The sequence below is a fragment of the Flavobacterium kayseriense genome (assembly GCF_014305095.1).
In the GTDB taxonomy this organism is placed as follows: Bacteria; Bacteroidota; Bacteroidia; order Flavobacteriales; family Flavobacteriaceae; genus Flavobacterium; species Flavobacterium kayseriense.
Window position 1 is genome coordinate 436337 of record NZ_JACRUI010000003.1, and the last position, 25427, is coordinate 461763.

Sequence of the window (25427 nt, forward strand, 5' to 3'; positions counted from 1 at the left end):
TTTTTAACATAATATTACAATAATCAATCTCTCTATCGTCCCTAATTATGAAAATAAAACATGTAGTTTACGCTTTATTAATCCTTGGCTTTGGTGCTTTTATTACGTACAGAATTGTCGATAATAAAAGTAAGTCAGAAGGTCAAAATGGAAAATCAGATAAAAAAAGTGCAATGAAAGTTACTGGTATCATTGTTAAAACTGAAACTTTTGATAACACATTATCCCTCTCTGGTTCTATCGAAGCGAATGAACAAGTAGAAATTAGATCTGAAGTATCTGGAATTGTAGAAAGTATCAATTTTAATGAAGGAAGCAATGTTACAGCGGGACAACTACTGTTTAAAGTAAACGATGTGGAACTGAGAGCGCAGCTTAGCCAGGCAGGTACAAGAGAAAACTTAGCTGGAGAAAATGAAAGAAGAGCAAAATTATTATTACAAAAAGAAGCCATAAGTCAAGAGGAATATGATGTAGCTAGAGCAGAATATGCTTCTACAAAAGCTATGAGCCAGCTGATTAAAGCACAAATTGCTAAAACGGCTGTTCGCGCTCCTTTTTCAGGAAAAATTGGTTTGCGTTCGATCTCAAAAGGAACATATATTACACCAACCATGCCAGTTGCTAACTTGGTAAATACAGGGAAATTAAAAATCACTTTTTCTATTCCTGAAAAATATGCTAATCAAGTAAAATCAAATACAATTTTAAAATTTAGTGTATCGGGTTCTACAGAAAAATATACTGCAAAAGTATATGCTATCGAGCCAGCGGTAGAGGTAGCAACTAGAACGTTACAGGTAAGAGCTATTGCCGAAAATAAAGATGGAAAATTACTACCTGGAACATTTGCTAACGTAGAACTTCCTTTAGATGTGATCAAAGACGCCATTGTGGTTCCCACGCAAGCAGTTATTCCTGTTCAAAATGGAAAAAAAGTATTCATTTCAGATTTTGGCAAAGCCAAAGAAATAATGGTAGAGACCGCTACTAGAACAGATGCTTCATTACTAATTTTATCGGGATTGAAAGCGGGTGATACTGTAATCACAAGCGGCGTTATGTCTCTTAAAAACGAAGCTCCAGTTAAAGTAAGCATTAAGTAATTTTTAAACTAATCATCTCATCATTAAACTATTAAAATGAGTTTATCAACTTTAAGTATAAAAAGACCTGTATTAACGATCGTGATGAACCTTACCATCGTTTTATTTGGTATAATTGGATACACCTATCTGGGCGTTAGGGAGTTTCCATCTATTGATCCTGCACAAGTATCGATTAGAACCAACTACACCGGAGCAAATGCTGATATTATCGAATCGCAAATTACAGAGCCGCTCGAAAAAGCAATCAATTCTATTGATGGTATTCGTAACATCACCTCTTCAAGTTCGCAAGGTAGTAGTAGTATTACCGTTGAATTTAACTTAGACAAAGATCTTGAAGAAGCTTCAAATGATGTGAGAGATAAAGTTTCTCAAGCCATTCGTAGTTTACCACAAGATATTGATGCACCGCCGGTGGTTTCTAAAGCGGATGCTAATAGTGACGCTATCATCTCGATGACGGTTCAAAGTGATACTAGAAGTCAGCTTGAATTAAGTGATTATGCCGAAAACGTAATTTCACAACGTTTAGAAACTATTCCTGGAGTAAGTGGTGTGCAAATTTGGGGACAAAAAAGATACGCTATGCGTTTGTGGATTGATCCCGTAAAATTAGCTTCTTACGGTTGTACTGTAGCAGAAGTACGTGCGGCATTGAATCAACAAAATGTAGAATTGCCTTCTGGTAAATTAACTGGTGATAACACCGAGCTTACTGTAAAAACGGTTGGAAATTTAGCTACAGTTGAAGAGTTTAACAATATAATCATTAGAACTGACGGAGCTAAAACAGTGCGCTTAAGTGATATTGGTAGAGCTGAATTAGGTCCTGAGAATATTGAAACAAAATTAAGCCAATCAGGTTTACCTTTAGTAGGACTTGCTATTGTTCCCCGTCCTGGTGCTAATTATTTAGATATCTCTAAAGCGTTTTACGAGCAGTACGAAGATCTAAAGAAAGACTTACCCAAGGATATTAAGCTTAATATAGCCTTAGACAATACTATTTTTGTAAAGAAATCAGTTTTGGAAGTTGCTGAAACTCTTGGTATATCAATTTTCTTGGTGATATTAATTATTTACCTTTTCTTTAGGGACTGGGCAATCGCTTTTAGACCTTTGATTGATATTCCAGTATCGTTAATCGCTACTTTCTTTATTATGTGGCTTTTTGGTTTCTCTATAAATGTATTAACCTTACTAGCTATTGTTCTTGCAACTGGCCTTGTCGTTGATGATGGTATTGTTGTGACCGAAAATATTTTTAAGAAAGTCGAGGAAGGAATGACACCAATTGAAGCTGCAATAAAAGGATCAAACGAAATATTTTTTGCTGTTATCTCGATATCCGTGACTTTAGCTGCGGTATTTTTACCTGTAATATTCTTAGAAGGTTTTGTTGGTAGACTATTTCGAGAGTTTGGTGTCGTCATTGGAGCAGCTGTATTAATCTCAGCTTTCGTGTCCTTGACCTTGACACCAATGCTTAATGCCTATTTAATGAAAGGCGGCGAGCAAAAGAAATCTAAGTTTTATATTGCAACTGAACCATACTTTCAAAAATTAAACTCTAATTACGCAAGTTCACTGAGTAATTTTATGAAAAAAAAATGGATCAGTTTTCCAATTTTGATTGCTTGTTTTGGTTTAATATATGTTTTTTACAATTTAATTCAAAAAGAAACAGCACCCTATGATGACCGAAGTTCATTAGTATTGCGAATGACTGCTCCTGAAGGGGCTAGTTATGAGTACATGGATCGTTTTATGCAAGAAATATCACAATTGGTTGAGGATTCTGTTTCCGAGAAAAAAGTAGCTTTAACAATTACCTCTCCAGGGTTTGGTTCTTCGTCAGTGAACAGTGGTTTCATGAGACTTTCTCTAAAAGAGTCTGGTGAGCGAGAGCTATCGCAGCATGAAATTGCCGATAACCTAACTAAATGGACCAAAGGATACGTTGATGCAAAAACATCTGTTACGGAGCAACCTACTATCGCTGTAAACAGACGTGGAGGACTACCTATACAATACATCATACAAACACAGAATTTTGCTAAGTTAGAGCAAAAGATTCCTGAGTTTATGGAGGAGGCAGCTAACAATCCTACTTTTGCCATGACTGATGTGAATTTGAAATTTAATAAACCAGAAATTAATGTTTCAATTGATCGTGAAAAAGCTGAAAGTCTTGGAGTCTCTGTAATAGACATTGCTCAAACATTACAGCTTTCCTTAAGTGGACAACGTTTTGGTTATTTTATGAAAAAAGGAAAACAATACCAAGTGATAGGTCAATTTGATCAAAAAGACCGCTCAAAACCATTGGATTTAACTTCGATGTATGTTAAAAATGACAAGGGCGAATTGATACAAATGGATAACATTGTAAGTACCGAAGAGCAAAGTAAACCACCACAGCTATATCACAACAACAGATTTATGTCGGCCACCGTTTCAGCAGCTCTTGCTCCTGGCAAAAGTATCAGTGATGGAATCGAAGCAATGGAAGAAATTCGTGCTAAAGTACTTGATGACACCTTTACAACTGACCTAGGCGGAGAATCGAGAGATTTTGTTGAAAGTAGTTCTAATACCTCATTTGCATTTGGATTGGCGTTATTACTTATCTTTTTAATCCTTGCTGCACAATTTGAGAGTTTTATTGATCCATTCATTATTATATTAACAGTACCTATGGCTGTAGCAGGAGCTTTGTTTTCTCTATGGTTATTTAATCAAACTTGGAATATCTTTAGCCAAATTGGAACTGTAATGCTTATTGGTTTGGTTACTAAAAATGGAATTTTGATTGTTGAGTTTGCAAACCAACTTCGAGAACAGGGTAAACCAAAACTTGAAGCAATTCTTGAAGCATCAGAGGCTCGTTTAAGACCTATCTTAATGACTAGTTTAGCCATATCTCTTGGTGCATTACCAATTGCCATGTCATTAGGTGCGGCATCCACTAGTAGAATAGGAATGGGAGTTGTTATTGTAGGCGGAACGATATTTTCACTAGTGTTAACTCTTTTTGTTATTCCAGCACTTTACTTTATGTGGTCACGAACTAAAAAACATTATCCAGAATTTGAACACATTGAAGAATATGAAAAAGAATCAAAATAAGATGAAAATAATTAAACAAGTTGCCCCCTATTTTGTACTATTTATTCTATCAGTCTATAGTGCTAATGCACAGGAATTGTTAACTATCGAAGATGCTGTGAAAATTGCATTGGAAAATAACTACGATATAAAAATCGCGAAAAATGATCTTAAAGTTGATGATGCTAATGTATCTTCTGGGAATGCAGGAATGTTACCTAGAGCTACTGCCACAGTAACAGACAATAATAGTGTTCAAAATTTGACTCAAACTAGAATTGATGGAACAGAAAATAGTTTAAGTAATGCAAAAAATAATAGTTTAAGCTATGGCGTACTTTTAGATTGGACGGTTTTTGATGGTTTACGAATGTTTGCTCGTAAAGAACAATTAAGAGAGCTACAGAAATTAGGCGATGCTGAACTAAAGTTGGCTATTTTAACTAGAATAAGCGATGTAAATGCTACTTATTTCAATTTAGTACAACAACAGCAACAACTAGCTGCGTTAGACTCTACAATGATTATTTCCAACCAACGACTTGACCTAGCTAAAAATAGATTTTCCATAGGAAAAGCATCTAAACTAGAGGTGTTAAACGCGCAAGTAGATTTGAATACGGATAAAGTAAATTTATTACGCCAAAAAGAGTTATACGCTAATACGAAGACTTCACTTAACGAAATTTTAGCTCGTACTGTCTCCACTGACTTTACTGTTGTAGAAACGATTAGTATCGACAACCAATTAAATTTATCTGAATTAATGACATTAGCTGATAATCAAAATCCTATGCTACAAGCTCAAATCATTAATAAACGAATATCCGAATTACAACTAAAGCAGGTAAAAGCAGCGCGGTACCCTACAATACGAGTAAGTACAGGTTATAACTTTGGACAGAGTCAATCTAGTTTAGGTTTTATTACCCAATCTACATCGAGAGGGCTTAATTATGGGTTTAATGCTTCCTTAAACCTTTTTGATGGTAATGCACAAAATCGAAATGAAAAAATTGCTAAGATTCAAATAGAGACTGCAGCTGCCCAAATAGAACAGCAAAGTTTAGCACTGCAAACCCAGTTAACAACTGCTTATCAAACCTATTTAACCAACTTAGAGTTAACTGATTTGGAAGAAACAAACGAGACTATTGCGAAGCAAAACTTAGATATCACTTTAGATAAATTCCGTATTGGAACAATTACAACTTTAGAATTTAGAACTGCTCAACTGAACTTTGTAAATGCAAAAGTTCGTTTCAGTAACGCGCAGTATCAGGCGAAATTATCTGAGATAGCGTTAAGGGAACTTGCGGGTAATTTAACTTTTTAAGTATATAGACCTTAATTTTAATTCAATTTAATCCTCATTCAATTTTACTTTTGGCAATTTTGATTGAGGATTTTTTTTATGAAGAGACATAAATCAATTTTAAAATATAAATTTGTAAAAACAACTGATTACAATGATTTCATACAACCCTAAGAAGTGGATAATTTTTATTTTTCGATTTCATAAAGCCGATACTTTTAGGAAATTAGTTCCATTGATGATCATGATAGGTTTGTATTCTGGAGGGGTTGCCTATCTAGAAATTGAATATTGGCACCTACCAGATGATAGCCATGTAAAAAACATATCAATCATGCATGGCATGTTGGGATTTGTAATCTCTCTTTTACTAGTTTTTAGAACAAATACAGCTTACGATAGGTGGTGGGAAGGACGTAAATTATGGGGTGCCTTGGTAAATAATAGTCGCAATCTAGCCATAAAATTACATGCCATTTTAAAGGATGAGAAAGACAGAAATTATTTTAAAAAAATGATTCCTAGCTATGCCGCTATCCTAAATAAACATTTGAAGGATGAAGAAACGGGGAAACAATTATCCGAAGAAATTACATTCACAGTAGATCATCATACCCACAGACCTAACCAAGTAGCTAAGATGATGTTTATGAGAATAAACGACTTATACGAAAGTAAAAAAATAACAGGTGATCAATTAATTATTATCAACAGCGAACTACAATCGTTTACCGATATTTGTGGTGCGTGCGAAAGAATAAAAAACACTCCTATACCCTACTCGTACAGTGTCTTTTTAAAAAAATTTATATTCTTTTATGTGATGACCTTGCCCTTTGGTTACGTATTTAATCTGGGGTATTATGTCATCCCTGTGGTTGTTTTTATCTTTTATGTATTAGCTAGTTTAGAATTAATTGCTGAGGAAATCGAGGAACCTTTTGGCTACGATGATAATGACCTTCCTACCAGAAAAATAGCAGAAAACATTAAAAGACATGTTGAAGAATTAATATAAAATAATAACACTATATTAGTACGAGGCAACTTTAATTTTTATTAAATTTAGACTTTACCAAAAAAGACTGAAATCTATGAATACGAATCGTGCTTTAATAAAACCTCCTGATTTATCTAACGAACGATCTTTAAAAACTTTAGTAGAAAACAGAACCGTATATAATTTAAATCATTGCGAATTAAATTTGTTTGAGACCTATGAAGCTTCAACTTTAGTTCCCCTAAAATTTAATGACTTGGTTGTTACGAGCATGTTGCGTGGTAAGAAAGTGATGCACCTTTTTGACGATCCTAGTTTTGAATACCTTCCGGGTGAAACAGTAATGATTCCCTCGAATGTCGAAATGAAAATTGATTTTCCCGAAGCATCAAGAAATAATCCGACGCAATGTTTGGCTTTAGCAATCGATCAGTATAAAATTAATAGCACTCTAGACTTCTTAAACGAACGGTATCCTAAGGAAGGTGAAAAACAATTTTGGCACTTAAATTTTCAGAATTATTATTTTTTTAATAATGTAGAATTAGCTGCTACCATAAATAAACTTATTAAGGAATGCATGAGTACCTCTATTACTAAAGATGTGCTAGCAGATTTAACTTTACAAGAACTATTAATTCGAATCATTCAAACCCAAACAGCAAAGTCGATCGATGATGGCTTACATACTGATCCGTATTCTCCAATAACACAAGTGTTAGATTACATTAGACTAAATATTAAAGAAAGTATAAGTCTTAAAAACTTAAGTGATAAAGCGTGTATGAGTACAACCTCATTTTATCGCTATTTTAAAAAAGAATTAGGGATGAGTCCTATAGAATTTGTCATTCAAGAAAAAATCAGACATGCTAAAACATTACTAAAAAATCCAGCCATTCAAATAAATGAAGTCTGTTACATGGCTGGATTTGATAATAGTAATTACTTTATCCGATTATTTAAAAAACATGAAGGAATAACTCCTAAACAATACCAATTACTTTACAATACTTAAAATTATTCAATTACGGTAACCGGTTCTAGCTCCAACTCTTCTGCAGCTGTAAAAATGCGATAATCAATTTGAAACGTTTTTTTATAAGGGGTTTCTAAGGAAAAACCACCAGCTCCAAATGCATCAATTACTTTTAGGGTAAAGTGTGCATGTTTCCAGTATTCATATAAATCTTTATCAACCCAAAATTCTACATCCTCGATTGTGCCTATACACACGTCACCCATTCGTTGGTAAAAACCACCTTTTTCAAAGCATTGAGGCTGTGTGCCCTCACAACAACCACCTGCTTGATAAAACATTAAGTCTCCGTGCTTTTCTTTTAAAATTTTTATAAGTTCTATTGCCTCGCTTGTAGCATCAATCCTTTTCATCATTTCTGTATTTAGTAATTACACTTCTTCTTTTAATAAAAAAGGTAAGTTATAAACTTACCTTTTTTTAATCAACAACTATTTATTAAAAGAATCCTAATTTATTCTTATCATAAGAAATAAGCATATTCTTGGTTTGACGATAATGTCCTAACATCATTTTATGATTTTCACGTCCAATACCTGACTGCTTGTATCCACCAAATGGTGCTCCTGCAGGATAAGCATGGTATTGATTTACCCATACACGACCCGCTTGAATCGCTCTTGGAACTTGATAAATCTCGTGAGCATCTCTTGTCCACAAACCAGCTCCTAAGCCATACATAGTATCGTTTGCTATAGCTATAGCCTCTTCTGTTGTTTTAAAAGTAGTTACTGCTAAAACAGGTCCAAAAATTTCTTCTTGAAAAATACGCATTTTATTGTGGCCTTTAAAAATAGTTGGTTGAATGTAGTATCCACCAGCTAAATCACCATCCAACATTTTTTGATCTCCTCCTGCTAGTAATTCAGCTCCTTCCTCTTTACCTAATTTTAGGTAAGACATGATTTTTTCTTTTTGCACTAGAGAGGCTTGTGCTCCCATCATAGTTGTTACGTCTAAAGGATTTCCCATTTTTATTGCGTTGGTACGCTCAATAACCTTTGCAATAAATTTATCGTAAATATCTTCATGAACTAATAAACGAGAAGGTGCAGTACATATTTCTCCTTGATTTAAAGCAAATAAAACAGCTCCTTCGATCGCTTTGTCAAAAAACGCATCATCAGCATCACCTACTGACTTCATAAATACATTAGGTGACTTCCCTCCTAGTTCTAAAGTAACAGGAATTATATTTTCTGTAGCATATTGCATCACTAATCGCCCAGTAGTTGTAGAACCCGTGAAAGCGGCTTTAGATACTTTTTTGTTTGTTACTAATGCTCTACCTAATTCTGATCCGAATCCGTTTACGATATTTACAACTCCTGGAGGTAAAATATCACCAATAAGTTCCATCAATACTAAAATAGATATTGGTGTACTCTCTGCTGGCTTAAGTACTACTGTATTACCAGCAGCCAGTGCGGGAGCCAATTTCCATACCGCCATTAGAATAGGAAAATTCCAAGGTATAATTTGTGCGACCACACCTAAAGGTTCACTTAATGCGATGGAAACCGTCGACGCATCAAGCTCGGTAATAGAACTTTCTTCTGCTCTGATAACGGAGGCAAAATATCTAAAATGATCAATAGCTAATGGAATATCAGCTGCAAGTGTTTCTCTAATAGCCTTACCGTTATCTATAGTCTCAACTGTAGCTAGATAATGTAAATTATCTTCTATAACTTGAGCAATTTTATTTAATAGATTACTACGTTCTGTTGAGGATGTTTTTCCCCAAGTTTGAAATGCCTCATGGGCATGATCTACTGCTAATTCTAAATCCTCTTTGGTGGAATGTGCTGCTTGCGTGAAAACTTTTCCATCAATAGGTGAAAATACATCAAAATACGCTCCTTTCACAGGAGCTACAAATTTACCACCAATATAATTGTCATACTTTGCCTTGAAATCAGGTCTTTCTGCTATGTTGCTCATACTATCTATATTTTAATTTATTCAAACTTACCTTTAAATTTACGATATAAACAGCACAATATGTTCAAATTGTAGCACAAAATTTTCATATCTGTTTTTTTAACATGTATTAATTACATAATTAACAATTAATTAATAAAATAGTACGATAATCAAAAAAAAGAAATGAACTAAAAGTGTTCTTTTATTACCCTAAAAAACAAAAAAAATAGTTTCTTACTACAATATGCAATCATTATATTTGCAACCTTATAAAAATGACAAATGAAAATATCATATAACTGGTTAAAACAGTTCATCAAAATCGACTGGAATTCTGAAGATACATCGGCTTTATTAACTGATCTGGGACTTGAAGTAGAAATGGTTGAAAAATACCAATCTGTAAAAGGAGGGTTAGAAGGAATTGTTATTGGTCATGTGCTAACTTGTGAGCAACATCCAGATGCAGACAGACTAAAAGTAACCACAGTTGATATTGGTACCGGTACTCCAGTACAAATAGTATGTGGCGCTGCAAATGTTGCTGCAGGACAAAAAGTACCTGTTGCAACCATAGGAACAGTACTATATGATAAAGAAGGAGTCCCTTTTACTATCAAAAAAGGTAAAATTAGAGGGCAAGAAAGTCACGGAATGATTTGTGCAGAAGACGAATTAGGTTTGGGTGAAAGCCATGATGGAATAATGGTATTGGATGACAAATTAATTCCTGGAACTGCCGCAGCCCAAGTATTCAAAATAGAAAATGATGAAGTATTTGAAATTGGTTTAACTCCAAATCGTGCTGACGCTATGAGTCATTTAGGAACGGCACGTGACTTAAGAGCTGGTTTGATTCAAAGCGGAATTAATGTCGAATTAATCACTCCATCTGTGAGTAATTTTAGAGTCGATATGCGTACACTAAAGATTGACGTTAACGTAGAAGACAACAATTTAGCACCACGTTATTGCGGTGTAACCATATCTGGCATAACAGTAAAAGCATCTCCAAAATGGTTGCAAGATCGATTGAAGGCAATTGGATTAAACCCTAAAAATAATATTGTAGACGTTACAAATTACGTTTTACATGAATTAGGTCAACCCTTACATGCATTTGATACCGCAAAGATAAATGGAAAAATTATCGTAAAAACAGTGACTGCTGGAACTAAATTCACCACTCTTGATGATGTAGAGCGCTGTTTACATGAAGAAGATTTGATGATCTGTGATGACAAAGGTCCATTGTGTATCGCAGGTGTATTTGGAGGAAAGAATTCTGGAGTAAGTGATAATACTACTTCTATTTTCTTAGAAAGCGCCTATTTTAACCCGGTTAGTGTACGTAAAACAGCAAAAAGACATCAATTGAATACCGATGCTTCTTTCAGATTTGAAAGAGGAATTGATCCAAACATAACGGCTTACGCTTTAAAACGTGCTGCACTACTTATTCAGGAAGTTGCTGGTGGAGAAATCACATCTGAAATCGTTGATATATATAATAAAAAGATTGAAGACTTCTCCGTGTTTTTAAATTTTGCTAATGTGGCAAAAATTATTGGTCAAGAAATCCCGAAAGATACTATTAAACAAATACTTGTGTCACTTGATATAAAAGTTAATAGTGTTTCTGAAGCAGGTTTGGGGCTAACAATACCTTCATACCGTGTGGACGTACAAAGAGAGATTGACGTTATAGAAGAAATCCTAAGAGTATACGGATACAACAACATTGGTTTTTCAAACAAGCTAAATGCTACTGTTACTAATTCACCTCGAAATGAAGATTATAAGCTTCAAAATATAATAGCTACTCAATTGAATTCGCAAGGTTTCAATGAAATGATGGCCAACTCACTTACAACACCATCCTATGTACAGTTGTCTACCATGCTTAAAGAGGAACATAACGTTACTATGTTAAATCCTTTAAGCAATGATCTATCAACTTTAAGACAATCATTGTTATTCTCAGGGTTAGAAGCGATCTCTTATAATATCAATCGTAAGAATTCGGATTTGAAATTTTTTGAGTTTGGAAAATCGTACCACAAACTACTATCAGGTTTTGAAGAGCGTAAGCATTTGACACTTTTATTAACAGGTAATAGAAATCAAGAAACGTGGACCAACGCACAAAAACCTTCTGATTTTTTCCTATTCAAAGGATATGTTGATGCTATATTAGGTCGTTTCGGAATTCAAAAAACACAAAATAGCCCCGCTACTTCTGATGTTTTTTCAGAAGGAATTGCGATCGGAAGTGGTCATAATGCTTTAGTGGAATTTGGAGTAGTAAAAAAATCAATACTAAAACACTTTGGAATTAAGAATGAGGTATTTTACGCAGACTTTAATTGGGATGTTATCATAAAATCGACAAGTAGCAAAATCAAGTACAGCGATATACCTAAATATCCAGAAGTAAGACGCGACTTAGCATTATTAATCGATAAGACTGTTACCTACGATTCAGTCTATAACGTAGCTCGTCAAACAGAAAAGTCCTTATTGAAAGAAATCAATTTGTTTGATGTTTATGAAGGATCAAATCTTGGAGAAGGTAAAAAATCTTATGCATTAAGTTTTATCATTCAAGATAACAATAAGACTTTAACAGATGCCCAAATAGACAAAATCATGGGGAAATTGCAAAAGAACTTCGAAACCGAGCTCGGTGCGAGTTTAAGATAAAACAAAATTTGAATATACAAAAATGCCAATTCTAATATAGAATTGGCATTTTTTATTTGCAAAAAAGGTTCTACCTAAAAAAATAAGTAGAACCCTTTTAAAAAAAAAAATCAACTGTAAAAAAAAAATTAACTTTTTGGTAACAATACAGCGTTTACCACGTGTATTACTCCATTAGACTGATTAACATCTGCAATCGTAACCATTGACATACCACCTTTTTCGTCTGTGATATATAAATCTTTTCCTTTCATCCAAGCAGTCAATGTACCACCACTAACCGTTTTCATTGTTGCTTTACCTTTCCCTTTTTTAATTGCCGCAGCAATATCAGATGCATTCATTTTTCCTGCAACTACATGGTAAGTAAGAATTGTTTGTAACATTTTTTTATTTTCTGGTTTCAATAAAGTGCTAACAGTACCTTCTGGCAATTTATCAAAAGCCGCATTTGTTGGGGCAAAAACGGTGAATGGTCCTTTACTTTGTAAAGTAGCTACTAAGTCAGCAGCAGTTACAGCAGCAACTAATGTTGTATGGTCTTTAGAATTAACTGCATTCTCAACGATATTTTTAGTAGGATACATTGCTGCTCCACCTACCATAACTGTTTTCTGTGCAAATGAGGTTGCTCCAAATACTAAAGCGAAAAGCGCTACTGATAAAAATTTTCTAGTTTTCATAAATATAATTTTAAGTGTTTTATACTATCATTTACGACCAATAATCAATTATGGATTTAAAAAAACTATTAAATTAAAAATATAAGACATAAAATACTGTTTATCAGTAATTTAATTAATTAATTTCACTTAATAAAGACAAGAAATTATTTAAATAAAATCCAAAAAAACTAAGCTAACAGTTCGTTTTAATCATTATAAAAAATATTGTATCTACATGAAAAGAAGGAAAAGGGGAAACTAATCAGTATTTTACTTATTTTTAGTAAAGGGTAAAAAAGCAAATGCTTAAAAACTAAAAAAAGCAAACGGATGATAAATACTAATTATAAAGTTCGAAGCAGAAAATTGAATAATAAAATAGATTTAACCGCTATGGTTAGCGTTTCTTTTCTATTAATGATTTTTTTTATGGTCGCAGCCGAAATGAGGAAGGCAAATGTAATGCACCTCACTATACCTTATAATGATGAATCTACAAATGGATGGGGTTGTTATAAGCCTGACGAAAATAGATCTTACACTATTTTAATTGGTAAAAATGATAAAGTAGTCTGTTATCAAGGACTAATTTATTTTCCTATTGAAACCCCTACTACTTTTAATCTGAAGGAAAAAAGCTTGACAACAGAAATTAGAATTAAAAACAAGCAAGTACTTAAATATTCGGCTAGTATAGGTAAACCTGATCGAGGAATAAATGTAATTATTAAGCCAAGTAAAGACTGTAATTACAGTAATTTAGTGGCTATTTTAGATCAAATGCAAATCAACAATATACAGTCTTACAATGTAATCAAGACATTTACTCCAGAAGAGCAATTACTATTAAGCAAAAGTTAGAATTTTGATTAACTAAAAAAGTGCTTTTAGTATTACTGCAAATAACGCAGTACTAAAAGCACTTTTTAAAAAGGAAAATTAATTAAATAAAGCCACGGCGCCAGCTAGTATTGAGAACAAAATTACAAGTCCATAAAGCACAACAAACACAAGTGATAGTATACCAAGGAATTTGTAATGTGATTTTAAAAATTCAAATGAAGAATTAATTAAATTAGTATCATTAGACCTTATCGCCATTTTCATCTTTGAAGAAAATTTAAACAAGTAATATACGGGAAAAAAATACAATAAAGCAATAACCAAGTACATTCCTGAGATAAATCCGGTACCTATTCCCATCATCGGATTCATGTTTCCATTCAAACCATTGAGGGCTGAAAAAATAGTCCCTATAAAAAGTGCCAATACCACCATGAAACCTATACCTATAAAACCTAGTATAGATAAGAAATAGCCCCATTTAGCCGTTTCTTTTAAAAATCCTTGTGCCTCTTGGCTTAAATACAATCTTTCGTTCTCTTGTAAAGTAGTTTCTTCCATTTTAATTAATTTTATAATTACTTTCAAATATATAAATATTATCAGAAAATACAACACAAAAAAAAGCCTCACATCCCTGTGAGGCTTTCATTATTAGATCAACTAAGAATTATTTTTTCTCAGTTTTTTCCATTTTAGCTTTCAATGCAGCTAATACATCATTACTATCTCCTAAAGTTGCAGCTGGTGCATTTGTAGATGAGTTAGATGAAGTATTATCAGATGCAGATTTCACATTTTTCTCTTCTTCTTCACGGAAGATAGCAGTGTGAGATGCAACTACTCTTTTGAATTCTTTGTTAAATTCGATTACTTTGAAATCAGCAGATTCTCCTTTTTTCAATTTCTTACCATCTTCTTTTTCAAGGTGACGAGTAGGAATGAAAGCAACGATATCATCTCCAAATTCTACAGTAGCTCCTTTATCAACGATTTCAGAGATCTCTCCGTTGTGGATAGTTCCAACAGCGAATGAATCTTCGTACTGATCCCATGGATTAGCAGTAGTTTGTTTGTGACCTAAAGATAATTTACGTCCATCAACATCTAATTCTAATACTACAACGTCAAGTTTTTCACCAACGTTAACGAATTCAGATGGGTGTTTGATTTTCTTAGTCCAAGATAAGTCAGAGATATAGATTAATCCATCAATTCCTTCTTCAAGTTCTACGAAGATACCAAAGTTTGTAAAGTTTCTAACGATACCTGAATGCTTAGAACCTACAGGGTATTTAGTTGTAATATCAGTCCAAGGGTCTTGAGACAATTGTTTGATACCTAATGACATTTTACGGTCATCTCTATCTAATGTTAATATAACAGCTTCAACAACATCACCTACTTTTACGAAATCTTGAGCAGAACGTAAATGAGTAGACCATGACATTTCAGAAACGTGGATTAAACCTTCAACACCTTCAGCAACTTCGATGAAAGCTCCGTAATCAGCAATAACAACTACTTTTCCTTTTACTTTATCTCCAATAGCCAAGTTAGCATCTAATGCATCCCATGGGTGAGCGTTTAATTGTTTCAATCCTAATTGAATTCTTGTTTTCTCATCATCGAAATCAAGGATTACAACATTTAATTTTTGATCTAATTCAAGAACTTCAGATGGGTGGTTAATTCTAGACCAAGAAAGGTCAGTAATGTGAATTAATCCATCAACTCCACCTAAGTCAATAAAGACACCATAAGAAGTAATGTTTTTAACAACACCTTCTAATACTTGTCCTTTTTGTAATTGACCAATGATTTCTTTTTTCTGTACTTCAATATCCGCTTCAATAAGCGCTTTGTGAGATACAACAACGTTTTTAAATTCGTGGTTGATTTTCACAACTTTGAATTCCATTGTTTTGTTTACGTAAACATCGTAATCTCTAATTGGTTTAACATCAATTTGAGATCCTGGTAAGAACGCTTCAATTCCGAAAACGTCAACGATCATACCACCTTTAGTTCTGCATTTTACAAAACCATTAACGATTTCACCTGTTTCGTTTGCAGCGATAACTCTATCCCATGATTTGATAGTACGTGCTTTTCTGTGAGATAAAACTAGTTGTCCAGTTTTGTCTTCACGGATATCGATTAATACTTCAACAGTATCACCTACTTTTAAATTCGGGTTGTAACGGAATTCGTTTAATGAAATAACACCTTCCGATTTTGCGTTGATATCAACTATAACGTCTCTATCTGTAATTCTAACAACTGTACCATCTACTACTTCTTCTTGGTCAGTAGCGATAAAAGTTTTAGTAACTAATTCTTCGAATTCTTTTAAGTGCTGATCATCAACAACATCAATTCCTTCTTCGAAATTGTGCCAGTTAAAATTTGCTAAAAACTCTTCTTGTGATTGGATTTGTTCAGACATGCTGATTAAAAATTTGTATTCTGTATTCTCTTGAGTTTCTTAAAGTAGTAGAAAACAACAGAAGTTGTTTATGTAAATTGTTGATACCTAATGGAAACTCTTATCCACCAAAAGGTGTGCAAAATTAATACTTTTTTATGTAACTGCAAAATAAATAAGATACAGATCCTCTTATATCTCATAAAAGCTGCATCCACAGCTATAATTCCATTGAAATCAGTAATTTTAGGGAGCAGTTACTCAATTACTATAACAAGATCACTCCTGCTATCGCCTTTATCTCTTCATTACATTACGAGGATATCGGCTCTATCAGGGCTAAGTTTCACCTTTGGATTTCAAAAAAACATAAAACCCGATGCATTTTGACATCGGGTTCTCTATAAATATTTTTAAAAAGTTTAATGATTTAAACTATCTGCAATCTTTGGATCGTGCTTGTATTTAAACAAAATAGCAAAAGCTATCATTATCACAAATGCATAGGCAGCAAACGAAAACCAGACACTTGGCCACTCTACCTTATTATCTACGGTATAATAACTTACCGTCCTTCCTGCTAACTCTCCTCCAACAATTGCTCCAATACCATTTGTCATTAACATAAACAATCCTTGAGCACTAGACCTAATTTTACTATCTGTTTCTTTTTCTACAAACAATGATCCTGAAATATTAAAGAAATCAAACGCCATTCCGTAAACAACCATTGATAAAATTAAGAAAATCACTCCTGAACCTGGATTACCAATTCCGAATAAAGCAAAACGCAACACCCAAGCAATCATACTAAATATCATTACTTGTTTGATTCCAAACTTACGCAAGAAAAACGGAATAGTAAGGATAAACAAGGTTTCTGAAATTTGCGAAAGTGAAATTATTAATACCGAATGTTCAACACCAAAAGTTCCTTGGTACTCTGGATTAGAACCAAAATCTCTAATAAAAGTATCGCCAAACATATTAGTAATTTGTAATGCTGCACCAAGTAACATTGCAAATACGAAAAAGATTGCCATTTTTTTCTGCTTGAAAAGCACAAAACTATCCAAACCAAATTTACTAGTTAAAGTCTGATTACTGTTTCTGTTTTCAGCTGGAACGTTGGGTAGTGTGAAACAAAAAATACCTGTGATTATCATCGCAATTGACGCAAAAACAAATTGATTTGTGTTTGATTTCCAATCTGTTAAATCTGTAATCCACATAGCAAATATAAAACCTACCGTTCCCCATACACGAATGGGTGTAAACGTTTTTTGAACGTCAAAACTGTATTTATTTAAAACAGCATAACTTACTGAATTGTTCAGTGCAATAGTTGGCATGTAAAAACAACTTGTTGCAAAAATGACCCAATACATCTCAGTAGAGTTAGTAGCTTGTGTTGCAAAATAAATAGCAATACCTGCCGCAATATGCGCTAATCCTAAAACTTTTTGAGCACTGAAATATTTATCCGCAATTATACCTAGCAAAGCAGGCATGAATAAACTAGCCCATCCCATAGAACCATAGGTCCTACCAATTGACAAACCAATACTCCCACCCTCAATTGGACCAAAAGTTTGTCCCATGTAACCCCCCAGTGAAATCAACCATATTCCCCAAACAAAAAATTGGAAGAAATTCATAATTGTAAGTCTTAATCTAATATTCATATCGTAACTTATATGGTTAAATTTATTCAGGCCGTAAATCTAATATTAAAAATGAGATCTACAAAAAATTATACTTTTTTTACTACTTGATTTACTAATGCTAATACCATATCAAATTGTTGTTCTCTATTTAAATCAGAATTATCAATTTCTATAGCTCCCTTTGCTTGGGCTAAAGGTGAGTTAGCACGACGCGTATCGATGTAATCACGTTCTTGCACATTTTGTAAAACCTCCTCATAAGTGACTTGATCACCTTTAGCAACCAATTCATCATAACGCCTTTTTGCTCTAGTAGCAGCACTAGCTGACATGAATATTTTTAACTCAGCATCAGGAAAAACAACGGTTCCTATATCACGACCATCCATAACAATACCTTTGTTTTTACCCATTTCTTGTTGTTGTTCCACTAGCTTAGTTCGTACCTGATCTATTTCGGCTACTTTACTAACAAAACCTGAGACTTCAATTGTTCTAATTTCCTTCTCGACATTAACGTCATTTAAATACATTTCGGCAAAGCCCGCTGCTGCATTAAATTTAAATTCTAGTGTAATAAAAGGTAAACTTTGAATAAGAGTTTCTTTGTCAAAAAATTCAAATGAAATATATCCGTTTTGCATCGCAAAAAAAGTAATTGCTCGATACATTGCTCCAGTATCGACATATACATAAGATAGCTCCTTAGCTAATTGTTTTGCTAGCGTGCTTTTTCCTGTTGAAGAGAAGCCATCTATGGCAATAGTAATTTTTTTATCCAAAATAATGTTATTGAAAGTTAATAGTTAAACCAAACAGACTTGTGTTACCCGCTAAAGTATATCTGGAATAGGAATAGTTAAATTTTAATTTGTTTAATTTGAGTCCGAACCCAGCTGAAATCCCAGAGAAATTACGTTGATCAACAACTCGCAACTCTTCGGCCCTTCTAAAGTTATAGCCTAACCTTACATTCACTGCTTTTTTAGGAAATAACTCTACACCTACAATCACATGACGCAAAGCATTGTTTATTGCAGATATTTTTTCCGCTTCATTATCACCATTCAAGTTATACTGTGCTCTATTTGGATTAGAAAAAGCAAGATTCCATTGCTGTAAATTTTCTAATGTCAAGTGCCACCGAATGGGAACATTTTCCAATTCTTGAGAAACACCAAACATGATTTCTAAAGGCAATTTTTCTGTTGTCCCTGAATAAGTTGTAAACTGCGTACCAATATTTCTAATAACTAATCCCCAGTTCACATCGTTTCTTTCATCAATATAAATTGCACCTATGTCAACTGCTCCCCCCATGGAATTATACGTTTCTAAAGTGGAACTAATTAATTTAGCATTAACACCAATATGTAAATGGGTATTGGGAATGTTGTAAGAGTAACCTAATGACAGTGCGATTTCGTTTCCTGTGAAACTCGTGGTAGGTTGACCATTTTCATCGTAACCTTCAAAATTACCGTAATTCACGTAGTTAACGCCCGCCTGAAAGGTTTGTAAGTGGCGATCATAAGTATAAGCATAGGAAGCAGTTCCATAAGTTACCTCACCAAAATAACTACCGTAATTTAAAGCTAAATGATTGTCCATCTCTGCATTTATCGTAGCAGGATTAAAATTAGCCTGATTGACATCCTCATCATAAATAGTAATTACTTTACCTCCAAGTGCTGCTTGTCTTGGTGAGGTAACTAGATTTAAAAATTGGTATATGTACTTGCCTCCTATTTGACTGTATGAGACAGTGCAACAAGAAACAAATAAACATACTACAATTTTTTTAAACATTTTTGAGGTGCTATGCTTTGACTAAAACGCAAATGCGAAGATAAAATTATAAATACACAATTTGAGTTTTTCAATTGTCAAGTTACAAACAAATAAAATTCCAAAACCAATTCTTACTCTTGTAAGCTTTAGTTTTGGAATCTATTGATAAATGCTAAATATTATTTTATAACGTTTTAGCGTTTTTAACGTTTTGATCTGTAATTGCTATTTTAAGTACTTCACTCATCTCTTTCACGTAATGAAATGTCAGCCCTTGCACATACTCCGGTTTAATTTCATCAATGTCACTTTTATTCTCATGACATAGAATAATTTCCTTAATATTTGCTCTTTTGGCAGCTAATATCTTTTCTTTTATTCCGCCTACAGGCAATACTTTTCCTCTAAGAGTGATCTCGCCAGTCATAGCCAAATTTTTCTTAATTCGTTTTTGCGTAAGCAAAGAAACTAACGAAGTTAACATGGCAATACCTGCACTTGGGCCGTCTTTTGGCGTAGCACCCTCTGGCACGTGCAAGTGAATATTGTGTTTTGATATTGCCTCTGGGTTGATACCAACTAGTTCTGCATTAGCTTTAATGTATTCTAAAGCTATAGTGGCAGATTCTTTCATGACTGTCCCTAAATTCCCTGTGATAGTCATAGTGCCCTTTCCAGGAGAAAGTAAAGATTCAATAAAAAGAATATCACCCCCAACACTTGTCCAAGCCAAGCCAGTCACTACTCCAGCAACATCATTAGTTTCATATTTATCACGTTCTAAACGAGCAACTCCTAATACTTTTAGTATATCCTCGTCGGTTACTTTTTTATTGTATTCTTCATCCATAGCAACTGACTTTGCTGCATTACGAATTACTTGAGCAATTTTAGCTTCTAAACCACGAACACCTGACTCCCTAGTATATCCTTCAACAATTTTCTCCAATTGTTTTTTACCGATAGTCAAGTCTTTAGAAGTTAATCCATGTTCCTTTAATTGTCTCGGAAATAGATGCTGCTTGGCAATCTCTACTTTTTCTTCGATGGTATAGCCAGTCATTTTTATAATTTCCATACGATCTCTCAAAGCAGGCTGTATAGTTGCCATATTGTTAGAGGTAGCAATAAACATCACTTTGGAAAGATCAAAACCCATCTCGAGAAAATTATCATAGAACGAACTATTTTGTTCCGGATCTAAAACCTCCAAAAGTGCAGACGATGGATCACCTTGATTACTATTAGACAGCTTATCGATTTCGTCCAAAACAAATACAGGATTAGATGTTCCTGCTTTCTTTAAACTTTGAATGATTCGTCCTGGTAAAGCACCAATATAGGTTTTTCTATGACCACGAATCTCTGCCTCGTCACGAAGTCCTCCTAATGAAATACGAACATATTCACGACCTAGCGCTTCCGCAACAGACCGACCAATAGATGTTTTACCAACACCTGGAGGACCTGTTAAACAGATAATTGGAGACTTCATGTCATTTCTTAGCTTTAACACAGCTAAGTGTTCAATCATTCTCTTTTTTACTTCTTCAAGTCCAAAATGATCACGGTCTAAAATTTTCTGAGCACGTTTCAAATCAAAATTATCTTTGGAATACTCATTCCAAGGTAGTTCTAATAAAAGTTCCAAATAGTTTCTTTGGATACCAAAATCAGGCGCTTGAGGATTCATACGACGCATTTTCGAGAGTTCTTTTTCAAAAATCTTCTGCGTTTTTTCATCCCATTTTTTGGTCTTAGATTTCGCTAGCATTTCATCCATTTCCTCCTCTTGAGAAACTCCACCCAATTCTTCCTGAATTGTTTTCATTTGTTGGTGCAAGAAATATTCACGTTGCTGCTGATCTAGGTCAAAACGGACTTTAGATTGGATATCATTTTTTAATTCCAATTTTTGCAACTCAATATTCATGTAACGCAACGTTTCTAAAGCTCTTTCCTTCAAGTTGTTGATGCGCAACAAATCTTGTTTTTCCTTTACAGAAAGATTCATGTTAGAAGTAACAAAATTAATTAGGAATGATTGACTCTCAATGTTTTTGATTGCAAATGTAGCCTCACTAGGAATGTTTGGACTCTCTTTTATGATTTGTATCGCTAGTTCTTTTATAGAATCTAAAATAGCAAGAAACTCACTGTCTTTACTATCTGGTCTGTCTTCGACAAAGTTTTTGATAGTTGCAGTAATGTAGGGTTCCTCAGAAGTTACCGTATCTATTTCAAAGCGCTTTTTACCTTGTAAAATTACAGTTGTTGTTCCATCAGGCATTTTTAAAACACGTAAAATACGAGCCACAGTTCCTACAGAATGAATATCATCTTTAGTAGGATCTTCGTCTTCCTCGTTTTTTTGCGCAACAACACCAATTATTTTGCCAGCTGCATTGGCATCATCAATTAATTTAATTGACTTATCACGTCCAGCAGTAATAGGAATTACTACACCTGGAAATAAAACCATATTGCGCAAAGGTAAAATAGGTAAGGAATCTGGTAATTCCTCGTTAATCATTTCCTCTTCGTCTTCTGGCGTTAATAAAGGAATTAATTCAGCATCTGAATCAAATTCTTGAAGTGACAGATTGTCAATAGTACGTATTTTATGATTTGACATAGTATATATAAGTCTTTTTGTCAGTGAAAAATTTCAGTTTATAAATAAACAAGCGTTTTTGATGCCTATTTCTAAGGCGCAATAAATAATTAAGCTTCTTATTTAACAAGAGGTTAAAAAGACAATCATTGTGCCAAAACAAGCTAAATATAGTTATTCTTAAAGTACTTCCTGAAAAAAAATTCTCAAAATACAGGATTTAAAGATTAATTTTAAAAAATAGTAATCAATACTGTAACATTTAAAAATTATGACAGTCTATATATAAAACCTTCAATCTAAATATTGACAGTAAGCACCTTAAATACAGAAGAATTACTCTTGTTATGCAAGAATAAAAACCAAACAGCACAGTTTGAAATTTACAACCGATATAGTAAAGCGATGTTCAATGTTGCTTACCGCATTGTAAAAGATCAACATTATGCGGAGGATGTAATGCAAGAAGGTTTTTTGAAAGCATTCAACAATATTGATGCTTACAAAAATGAAGTGGCTTTTGGAGCATGGTTAAAAAAAATTATCGTGAACACGAGTATTGATTTTTACAAGAAAAATACCAAATTTAAACCGGAGGACTTAACTGATACTATACACAAAATTGAAGAGGTCGATCAATACCAATGTGAAACTCTTGACTTTACTAACTTAAGAGTCCAGCAAGTCATTGAAGCTATGAATACATTAAAAGCTAGCTACAGCGTAATTCTAACTCTTTTTTTTATTGAAGGCTATGATCAAGAAGAAATTAGCGAAATTATGAATATAAGCTATGCCAATTGCCGCACAACTTTAAGCAGAGCCAAAGATTGTTTAAGACTAAAATTGATGAAAATATGAAAAATGAAAATGAAGAATTAGATCAATTGTTTAATCAATTTACTGATGAATGGGATATCCAAGAAATAAAAGCAAATCATCAGCAGCGATTTTTAAAGAAACTAAAACCAGCTCAGTCTAAAATTAAATTTTTTATACCTTTAAGCATAGCAGCAACTATAGCACTACTGTTCTGTTTAAACATACTACCTAAACCTTTAGAATCACCAAAGGATTATAAATTTGCCTCTATTCAAACAAAGCAAACTGATTCTGTTTTTACTGTTATAATCGAAAGAGAGTTAGAAAAAGTCAAAGACAAAAAATCACCCGAGAATGAGAAGATAATTGCAGATGCTTTACAGCAAATGAAAATTTTAGATAAAGATTATACTAAAATTATAAACGAATTAGAGTTGAACGGAGAAAGCAAACCTATTATTAATGCATTAATTAGTAATCTTCAAATAAGAATATCTTTTTTACAAGAAGTTTTGCAACATATTGAAAACAACGAAAAATTAAAAAACATACCTGATGAAAAAAAAGTATAGCATCACCTTTATATTATTTATCATGTCTTTTTTTTGTTTTTCGAATGGCGTAGATGTAGCGTTTGTTAAAACAAAAAATATAAAAAAAGCCTATTTAGTTAATGCAGATGCTGGAATAAACATAGATAATTCTTATGGTAACATTTCAGTAATGACTTGGGACGAAGATAAAATTGAGCTAGACATAAATATCAAGGTAAGTGGTAGCAATGAAACCTGGGTAAATCAAAGAATAAACGAAATTGATATTGATATTAATCCTCTAAAACATTTGATTACTGCGAAAACTATTCTCGGGAATACTAACCTTAAAACGAAAGGTAACAACAATAGTTTTGAAATTAATTATATTATTAAAATTCCTAAAAAAGGTAACGTAACCTTACGTAATAAATACGGCAATATTACAACAACTGATTTATGGTCTTGGACTGATATATATTGTAAATATGGAAAATTAACCACTGGTAAATTGTACGGTACTAAAAATGCAATTCAAATAGAGTATTGCCCAAACTCTTCAATAGAGTATCTAAACATTGGTAATCTAACTGCTCGATATTCCGGATTGCAAGTAAATTCAGTAGCTAAAATTGACCTACTATCTGATTACACAGATACGATCATTTTAGAAGCAGATATTCTACAATACACCAGTAAATATGGAACGCTTAACGTGCAAAAAATTAGATCAAGTACGGGAACGGCTAACTACATGACGCTAAAATTTGGTGAAATAAATGGTTCATTAAAAGTTACAGCAAAGTATTGTGATATATATATTGACCAATTATCCGCAAAAGCAAATGATGTTGCTATCATTGCAGGATATTCTAATATGAAATTAGGTTATAGTGGCAATTATGACTTTGATTTTGATATCAATCTGCGATATGCTTCCTTCAAGCATGATAATGACTTGGTTTTTTCTAATAAAGAGGAAACAAATTTTAGCAAATCATTTCAGGGGTATTTTAGCAAAAAAGGTATAAATAATCTATCCGTAAAATCCGATTACGGAAACTTACATTTATTTAAAAAACAATAATTTAACAATCAATCATCAATGAAAACAACAATCAAATCTCTGTTATTTTGTGCTTTATTAAGTTCAATTACTTGCAACGCACAATGGTCTAGCAAATCTAAAATTAAAGGAAATGGTAAGATAGTTACCGAAAAACGAACTACAGTACCTTACGATGAAATCAAAATAGGCGGATCTTTTGATGTGGAACTCGTTGCTGGAAAAGAAGGCGCAATCACTATTAAAGGAGAAGAAAACTTACTTCCTTTAATAATAGTTGAAGTAGAAGGAAATATATTAAAAATATACCCTAAGAAAAATACTAATATGATCTCTGGCTCTGGAAAAGCAATTATAGTAACCGTACCTTTTGAAAGTATTTCAGATGTTTCACTAGGAGGTTCAGGCAGTATAATTAGTAAAAACACTATCAAAGCAAATCATTTTAGTACTAAATTATCTGGATCAGGAGATATTGTTTTAACAATTGATGCAAATGATGTGATAGCATCTCTAAGCGGTTCAGGTGATATCACTCTAAAAGGAAAGGCTACCAACTATGAAAGTAAGTTATCCGGTTCAGGTGATATAAGTGCTCACGAATTATTAACTACGAATGCAAATGCCTCCATGTCCGGCTCTGGGAACATAACTGTAAACTGCAGTAATAATTTAATTGCAAGAGTATCTGGTTCTGGAGATATTGATTACATAGGAGATCCTAAAACAAAAGATACAAAGGTTAGCGGCTCTGGTCGAATTTCGAAAAAATAAAGGTATATGAGAGTAGAAAAAAGC

At 33.4% G+C, this 25427-nt stretch carries 20 protein-coding genes; 11 read left to right on the forward strand and 9 right to left on the reverse strand.

The features are described 5' to 3' along the window. Positions 1–47 precede the first annotated feature (47 nt). From H8R22_RS11215 to H8R22_RS11235, 5 genes are all read left to right on the forward strand, one after another. Positions 48–1106: an efflux RND transporter periplasmic adaptor subunit gene (locus H8R22_RS11215; protein ID WP_187010473.1), complete on the forward strand. Its 1059-nt coding sequence runs from the start codon at positions 48–50 to the stop codon at positions 1104–1106. Between the two features lie 36 nt (positions 1107–1142). After that, positions 1143–4238, forward strand: a complete 3096-nt coding sequence (locus tag H8R22_RS11220; RefSeq protein WP_187010474.1) for an efflux RND transporter permease subunit — start codon at positions 1143–1145, stop codon at positions 4236–4238. A 1-nt stretch (position 4239) separates the two neighbouring features. Further along, a complete protein-coding gene (locus tag H8R22_RS11225) occupies positions 4240–5553 on the forward strand; it encodes a TolC family protein (RefSeq protein WP_225876017.1) in 1314 nt (437 codons plus the stop codon). 133 nt (positions 5554–5686) lie between these two features. Beyond that, complete coding sequence (locus tag H8R22_RS11230; protein WP_187010476.1) at positions 5687–6550, forward strand: bestrophin family protein; 864 nt, start codon at positions 5687–5689, stop codon at positions 6548–6550. Positions 6551–6626: 76 nt separating this feature from the next. Next, entirely contained in the window at positions 6627–7550 is a 924-nt protein-coding gene (locus H8R22_RS11235; protein ID WP_187010477.1) for an AraC family transcriptional regulator, read from the forward strand. 2 nt (positions 7551–7552) lie between these two features. Here H8R22_RS11235 and H8R22_RS11240 read toward each other — a convergent pair whose 3' ends face one another. Together H8R22_RS11240 and H8R22_RS11245 are read right to left on the reverse strand one after the other, a co-directional pair. After that, on the reverse strand, positions 7553–7927 hold the full coding sequence (locus tag H8R22_RS11240) for a DUF779 domain-containing protein (RefSeq protein ID WP_187010478.1): 375 nt from the start codon (positions 7925–7927) through the stop codon (positions 7553–7555). Positions 7928–8009: 82 nt separating this feature from the next. Next, positions 8010–9515: an aldehyde dehydrogenase family protein gene (locus tag H8R22_RS11245; RefSeq protein ID WP_187010479.1), complete on the reverse strand. Its 1506-nt coding sequence runs from the start codon at positions 9513–9515 to the stop codon at positions 8010–8012. 264 nt (positions 9516–9779) lie between these two features. On the opposite strand from H8R22_RS11245, the gene pheT reads away from it, so the two are divergent. Further along, positions 9780–12200 (forward strand): phenylalanine--tRNA ligase subunit beta, encoded by a 2421-nt coding sequence (gene pheT, locus H8R22_RS11250; RefSeq protein WP_187010480.1) that lies wholly within the window; start codon positions 9780–9782, stop codon positions 12198–12200. A 128-nt stretch (positions 12201–12328) separates the two neighbouring features. Here pheT and H8R22_RS11255 read toward each other — a convergent pair whose 3' ends face one another. Continuing rightward, entirely contained in the window at positions 12329–12883 is a 555-nt protein-coding gene (locus tag H8R22_RS11255; RefSeq protein ID WP_187010481.1) for a fasciclin domain-containing protein, read from the reverse strand. A gap of 312 nt (positions 12884–13195) precedes the next feature. Here H8R22_RS11255 and H8R22_RS11260 point away from each other — a divergent pair, with 312 nt between their 5' ends. Next, positions 13196–13726 carry an ExbD/TolR family protein gene (locus tag H8R22_RS11260; protein ID WP_187010482.1) on the forward strand — a complete coding sequence of 177 codons (531 nt, stop codon included), beginning with the start codon at positions 13196–13198 and terminating at the stop codon, positions 13724–13726. Positions 13727–13804: 78 nt separating this feature from the next. On the opposite strand, the gene H8R22_RS11265 is transcribed toward H8R22_RS11260, so the two are convergent. From H8R22_RS11265 to lon, 6 genes are all read right to left on the reverse strand, one after another. Beyond that, positions 13805–14269, reverse strand: coding sequence for a DUF5362 family protein (locus H8R22_RS11265; protein ID WP_187010483.1), 465 nt, complete (start codon positions 14267–14269; stop codon positions 13805–13807). A 109-nt stretch (positions 14270–14378) separates the two neighbouring features. After that, the gene (rpsA, locus tag H8R22_RS11270; RefSeq protein ID WP_187010484.1) at positions 14379–16157 is read right to left on the reverse strand and encodes a 30S ribosomal protein S1; all 1779 of its coding nucleotides are present in this window, start codon (positions 16155–16157) and stop codon (positions 14379–14381) included. A 401-nt stretch (positions 16158–16558) separates the two neighbouring features. Next, positions 16559–17821 (reverse strand): nucleoside permease, encoded by a 1263-nt coding sequence (locus H8R22_RS11275; protein WP_187010485.1) that lies wholly within the window; start codon positions 17819–17821, stop codon positions 16559–16561. Positions 17822–17889: 68 nt separating this feature from the next. After that, positions 17890–18585, reverse strand: a complete 696-nt coding sequence (gene cmk / locus H8R22_RS11280; RefSeq protein WP_187010486.1) for a (d)CMP kinase — start codon at positions 18583–18585, stop codon at positions 17890–17892. A 7-nt stretch (positions 18586–18592) separates the two neighbouring features. Continuing rightward, on the reverse strand, positions 18593–19612 hold the full coding sequence (porQ, locus tag H8R22_RS11285; protein WP_187010487.1) for a type IX secretion system protein PorQ: 1020 nt from the start codon (positions 19610–19612) through the stop codon (positions 18593–18595). 166 nt (positions 19613–19778) lie between these two features. Then, the gene (lon, locus tag H8R22_RS11290) at positions 19779–22229 is read right to left on the reverse strand and encodes an endopeptidase La (RefSeq protein ID WP_187010488.1); all 2451 of its coding nucleotides are present in this window, start codon (positions 22227–22229) and stop codon (positions 19779–19781) included. A gap of 285 nt (positions 22230–22514) precedes the next feature. On the opposite strand from lon, the gene H8R22_RS11295 reads away from it, so the two are divergent. The 4 genes from H8R22_RS11295 to H8R22_RS11310 are packed head-to-tail and all read left to right on the forward strand — an operon-like array spanning position 22515 to position 25403. Continuing rightward, positions 22515–23069 carry an RNA polymerase sigma factor gene (locus tag H8R22_RS11295; protein WP_187010489.1) on the forward strand — a complete coding sequence of 185 codons (555 nt, stop codon included), beginning with the start codon at positions 22515–22517 and terminating at the stop codon, positions 23067–23069. Further along, positions 23066–23602 carry an anti-sigma factor gene (locus tag H8R22_RS11300; protein WP_187010490.1) on the forward strand — a complete coding sequence of 179 codons (537 nt, stop codon included), beginning with the start codon at positions 23066–23068 and terminating at the stop codon, positions 23600–23602. The genes H8R22_RS11295 and H8R22_RS11300 overlap by 4 nt, the downstream gene beginning before the upstream one ends. Continuing rightward, positions 23586–24650, forward strand: coding sequence for a hypothetical protein (locus tag H8R22_RS11305; RefSeq protein WP_187010491.1), 1065 nt, complete (start codon positions 23586–23588; stop codon positions 24648–24650). The genes H8R22_RS11300 and H8R22_RS11305 overlap by 17 nt, the downstream gene beginning before the upstream one ends. 18 nt (positions 24651–24668) lie before the next feature. After that, complete coding sequence (locus H8R22_RS11310) at positions 24669–25403, forward strand: head GIN domain-containing protein (protein ID WP_187010492.1); 735 nt, start codon at positions 24669–24671, stop codon at positions 25401–25403. Positions 25404–25427 lie beyond the last annotated feature (24 nt).

What these genes read in the sequence shown, in the direction of transcription:
- rpsA (WP_187010484.1), bottom strand. Translation starts at nt 16,157, where the DNA reads ATGTCTGAACAAATCCAATCACAAGAAGAGTTTTTAGCAAATTTTAAC.
- porQ (WP_187010487.1), bottom strand. Translation starts at nt 19,612, where the DNA reads ATGTTTAAAAAAATTGTAGTATGTTTATTTGTTTCTTGTTGCACTGTC.
- H8R22_RS11240 (WP_187010478.1), bottom strand. Translation starts at nt 7,927, where the DNA reads ATGATGAAAAGGATTGATGCTACAAGCGAGGCAATAGAACTTATAAAA.
- pheT (WP_187010480.1), top strand. Translation starts at nt 9,780, where the DNA reads ATGAAAATATCATATAACTGGTTAAAACAGTTCATCAAAATCGACTGG.
- H8R22_RS11275 (WP_187010485.1), bottom strand. Translation starts at nt 17,821, where the DNA reads ATGAATATTAGATTAAGACTTACAATTATGAATTTCTTCCAATTTTTT.
- H8R22_RS11230 (WP_187010476.1), top strand. Translation starts at nt 5,687, where the DNA reads ATGATTTCATACAACCCTAAGAAGTGGATAATTTTTATTTTTCGATTT.
- lon (WP_187010488.1), bottom strand. Translation starts at nt 22,229, where the DNA reads ATGTCAAATCATAAAATACGTACTATTGACAATCTGTCACTTCAAGAA.
- H8R22_RS11225 (WP_225876017.1), top strand. Translation starts at nt 4,240, where the DNA reads ATGAAAATAATTAAACAAGTTGCCCCCTATTTTGTACTATTTATTCTA.
- H8R22_RS11305 (WP_187010491.1), top strand. Translation starts at nt 23,586, where the DNA reads ATGAAAAAAAAGTATAGCATCACCTTTATATTATTTATCATGTCTTTT.
- H8R22_RS11220 (WP_187010474.1), top strand. Translation starts at nt 1,143, where the DNA reads ATGAGTTTATCAACTTTAAGTATAAAAAGACCTGTATTAACGATCGTG.
- H8R22_RS11235 (WP_187010477.1), top strand. Translation starts at nt 6,627, where the DNA reads ATGAATACGAATCGTGCTTTAATAAAACCTCCTGATTTATCTAACGAA.
- H8R22_RS11260 (WP_187010482.1), top strand. Translation starts at nt 13,196, where the DNA reads ATGATAAATACTAATTATAAAGTTCGAAGCAGAAAATTGAATAATAAA.
- H8R22_RS11245 (WP_187010479.1), bottom strand. Translation starts at nt 9,515, where the DNA reads ATGAGCAACATAGCAGAAAGACCTGATTTCAAGGCAAAGTATGACAAT.
- H8R22_RS11310 (WP_187010492.1), top strand. Translation starts at nt 24,669, where the DNA reads ATGAAAACAACAATCAAATCTCTGTTATTTTGTGCTTTATTAAGTTCA.
- H8R22_RS11255 (WP_187010481.1), bottom strand. Translation starts at nt 12,883, where the DNA reads ATGAAAACTAGAAAATTTTTATCAGTAGCGCTTTTCGCTTTAGTATTT.
- H8R22_RS11300 (WP_187010490.1), top strand. Translation starts at nt 23,066, where the DNA reads ATGAAAAATGAAAATGAAGAATTAGATCAATTGTTTAATCAATTTACT.
- H8R22_RS11265 (WP_187010483.1), bottom strand. Translation starts at nt 14,269, where the DNA reads ATGGAAGAAACTACTTTACAAGAGAACGAAAGATTGTATTTAAGCCAA.
- H8R22_RS11215 (WP_187010473.1), top strand. Translation starts at nt 48, where the DNA reads ATGAAAATAAAACATGTAGTTTACGCTTTATTAATCCTTGGCTTTGGT.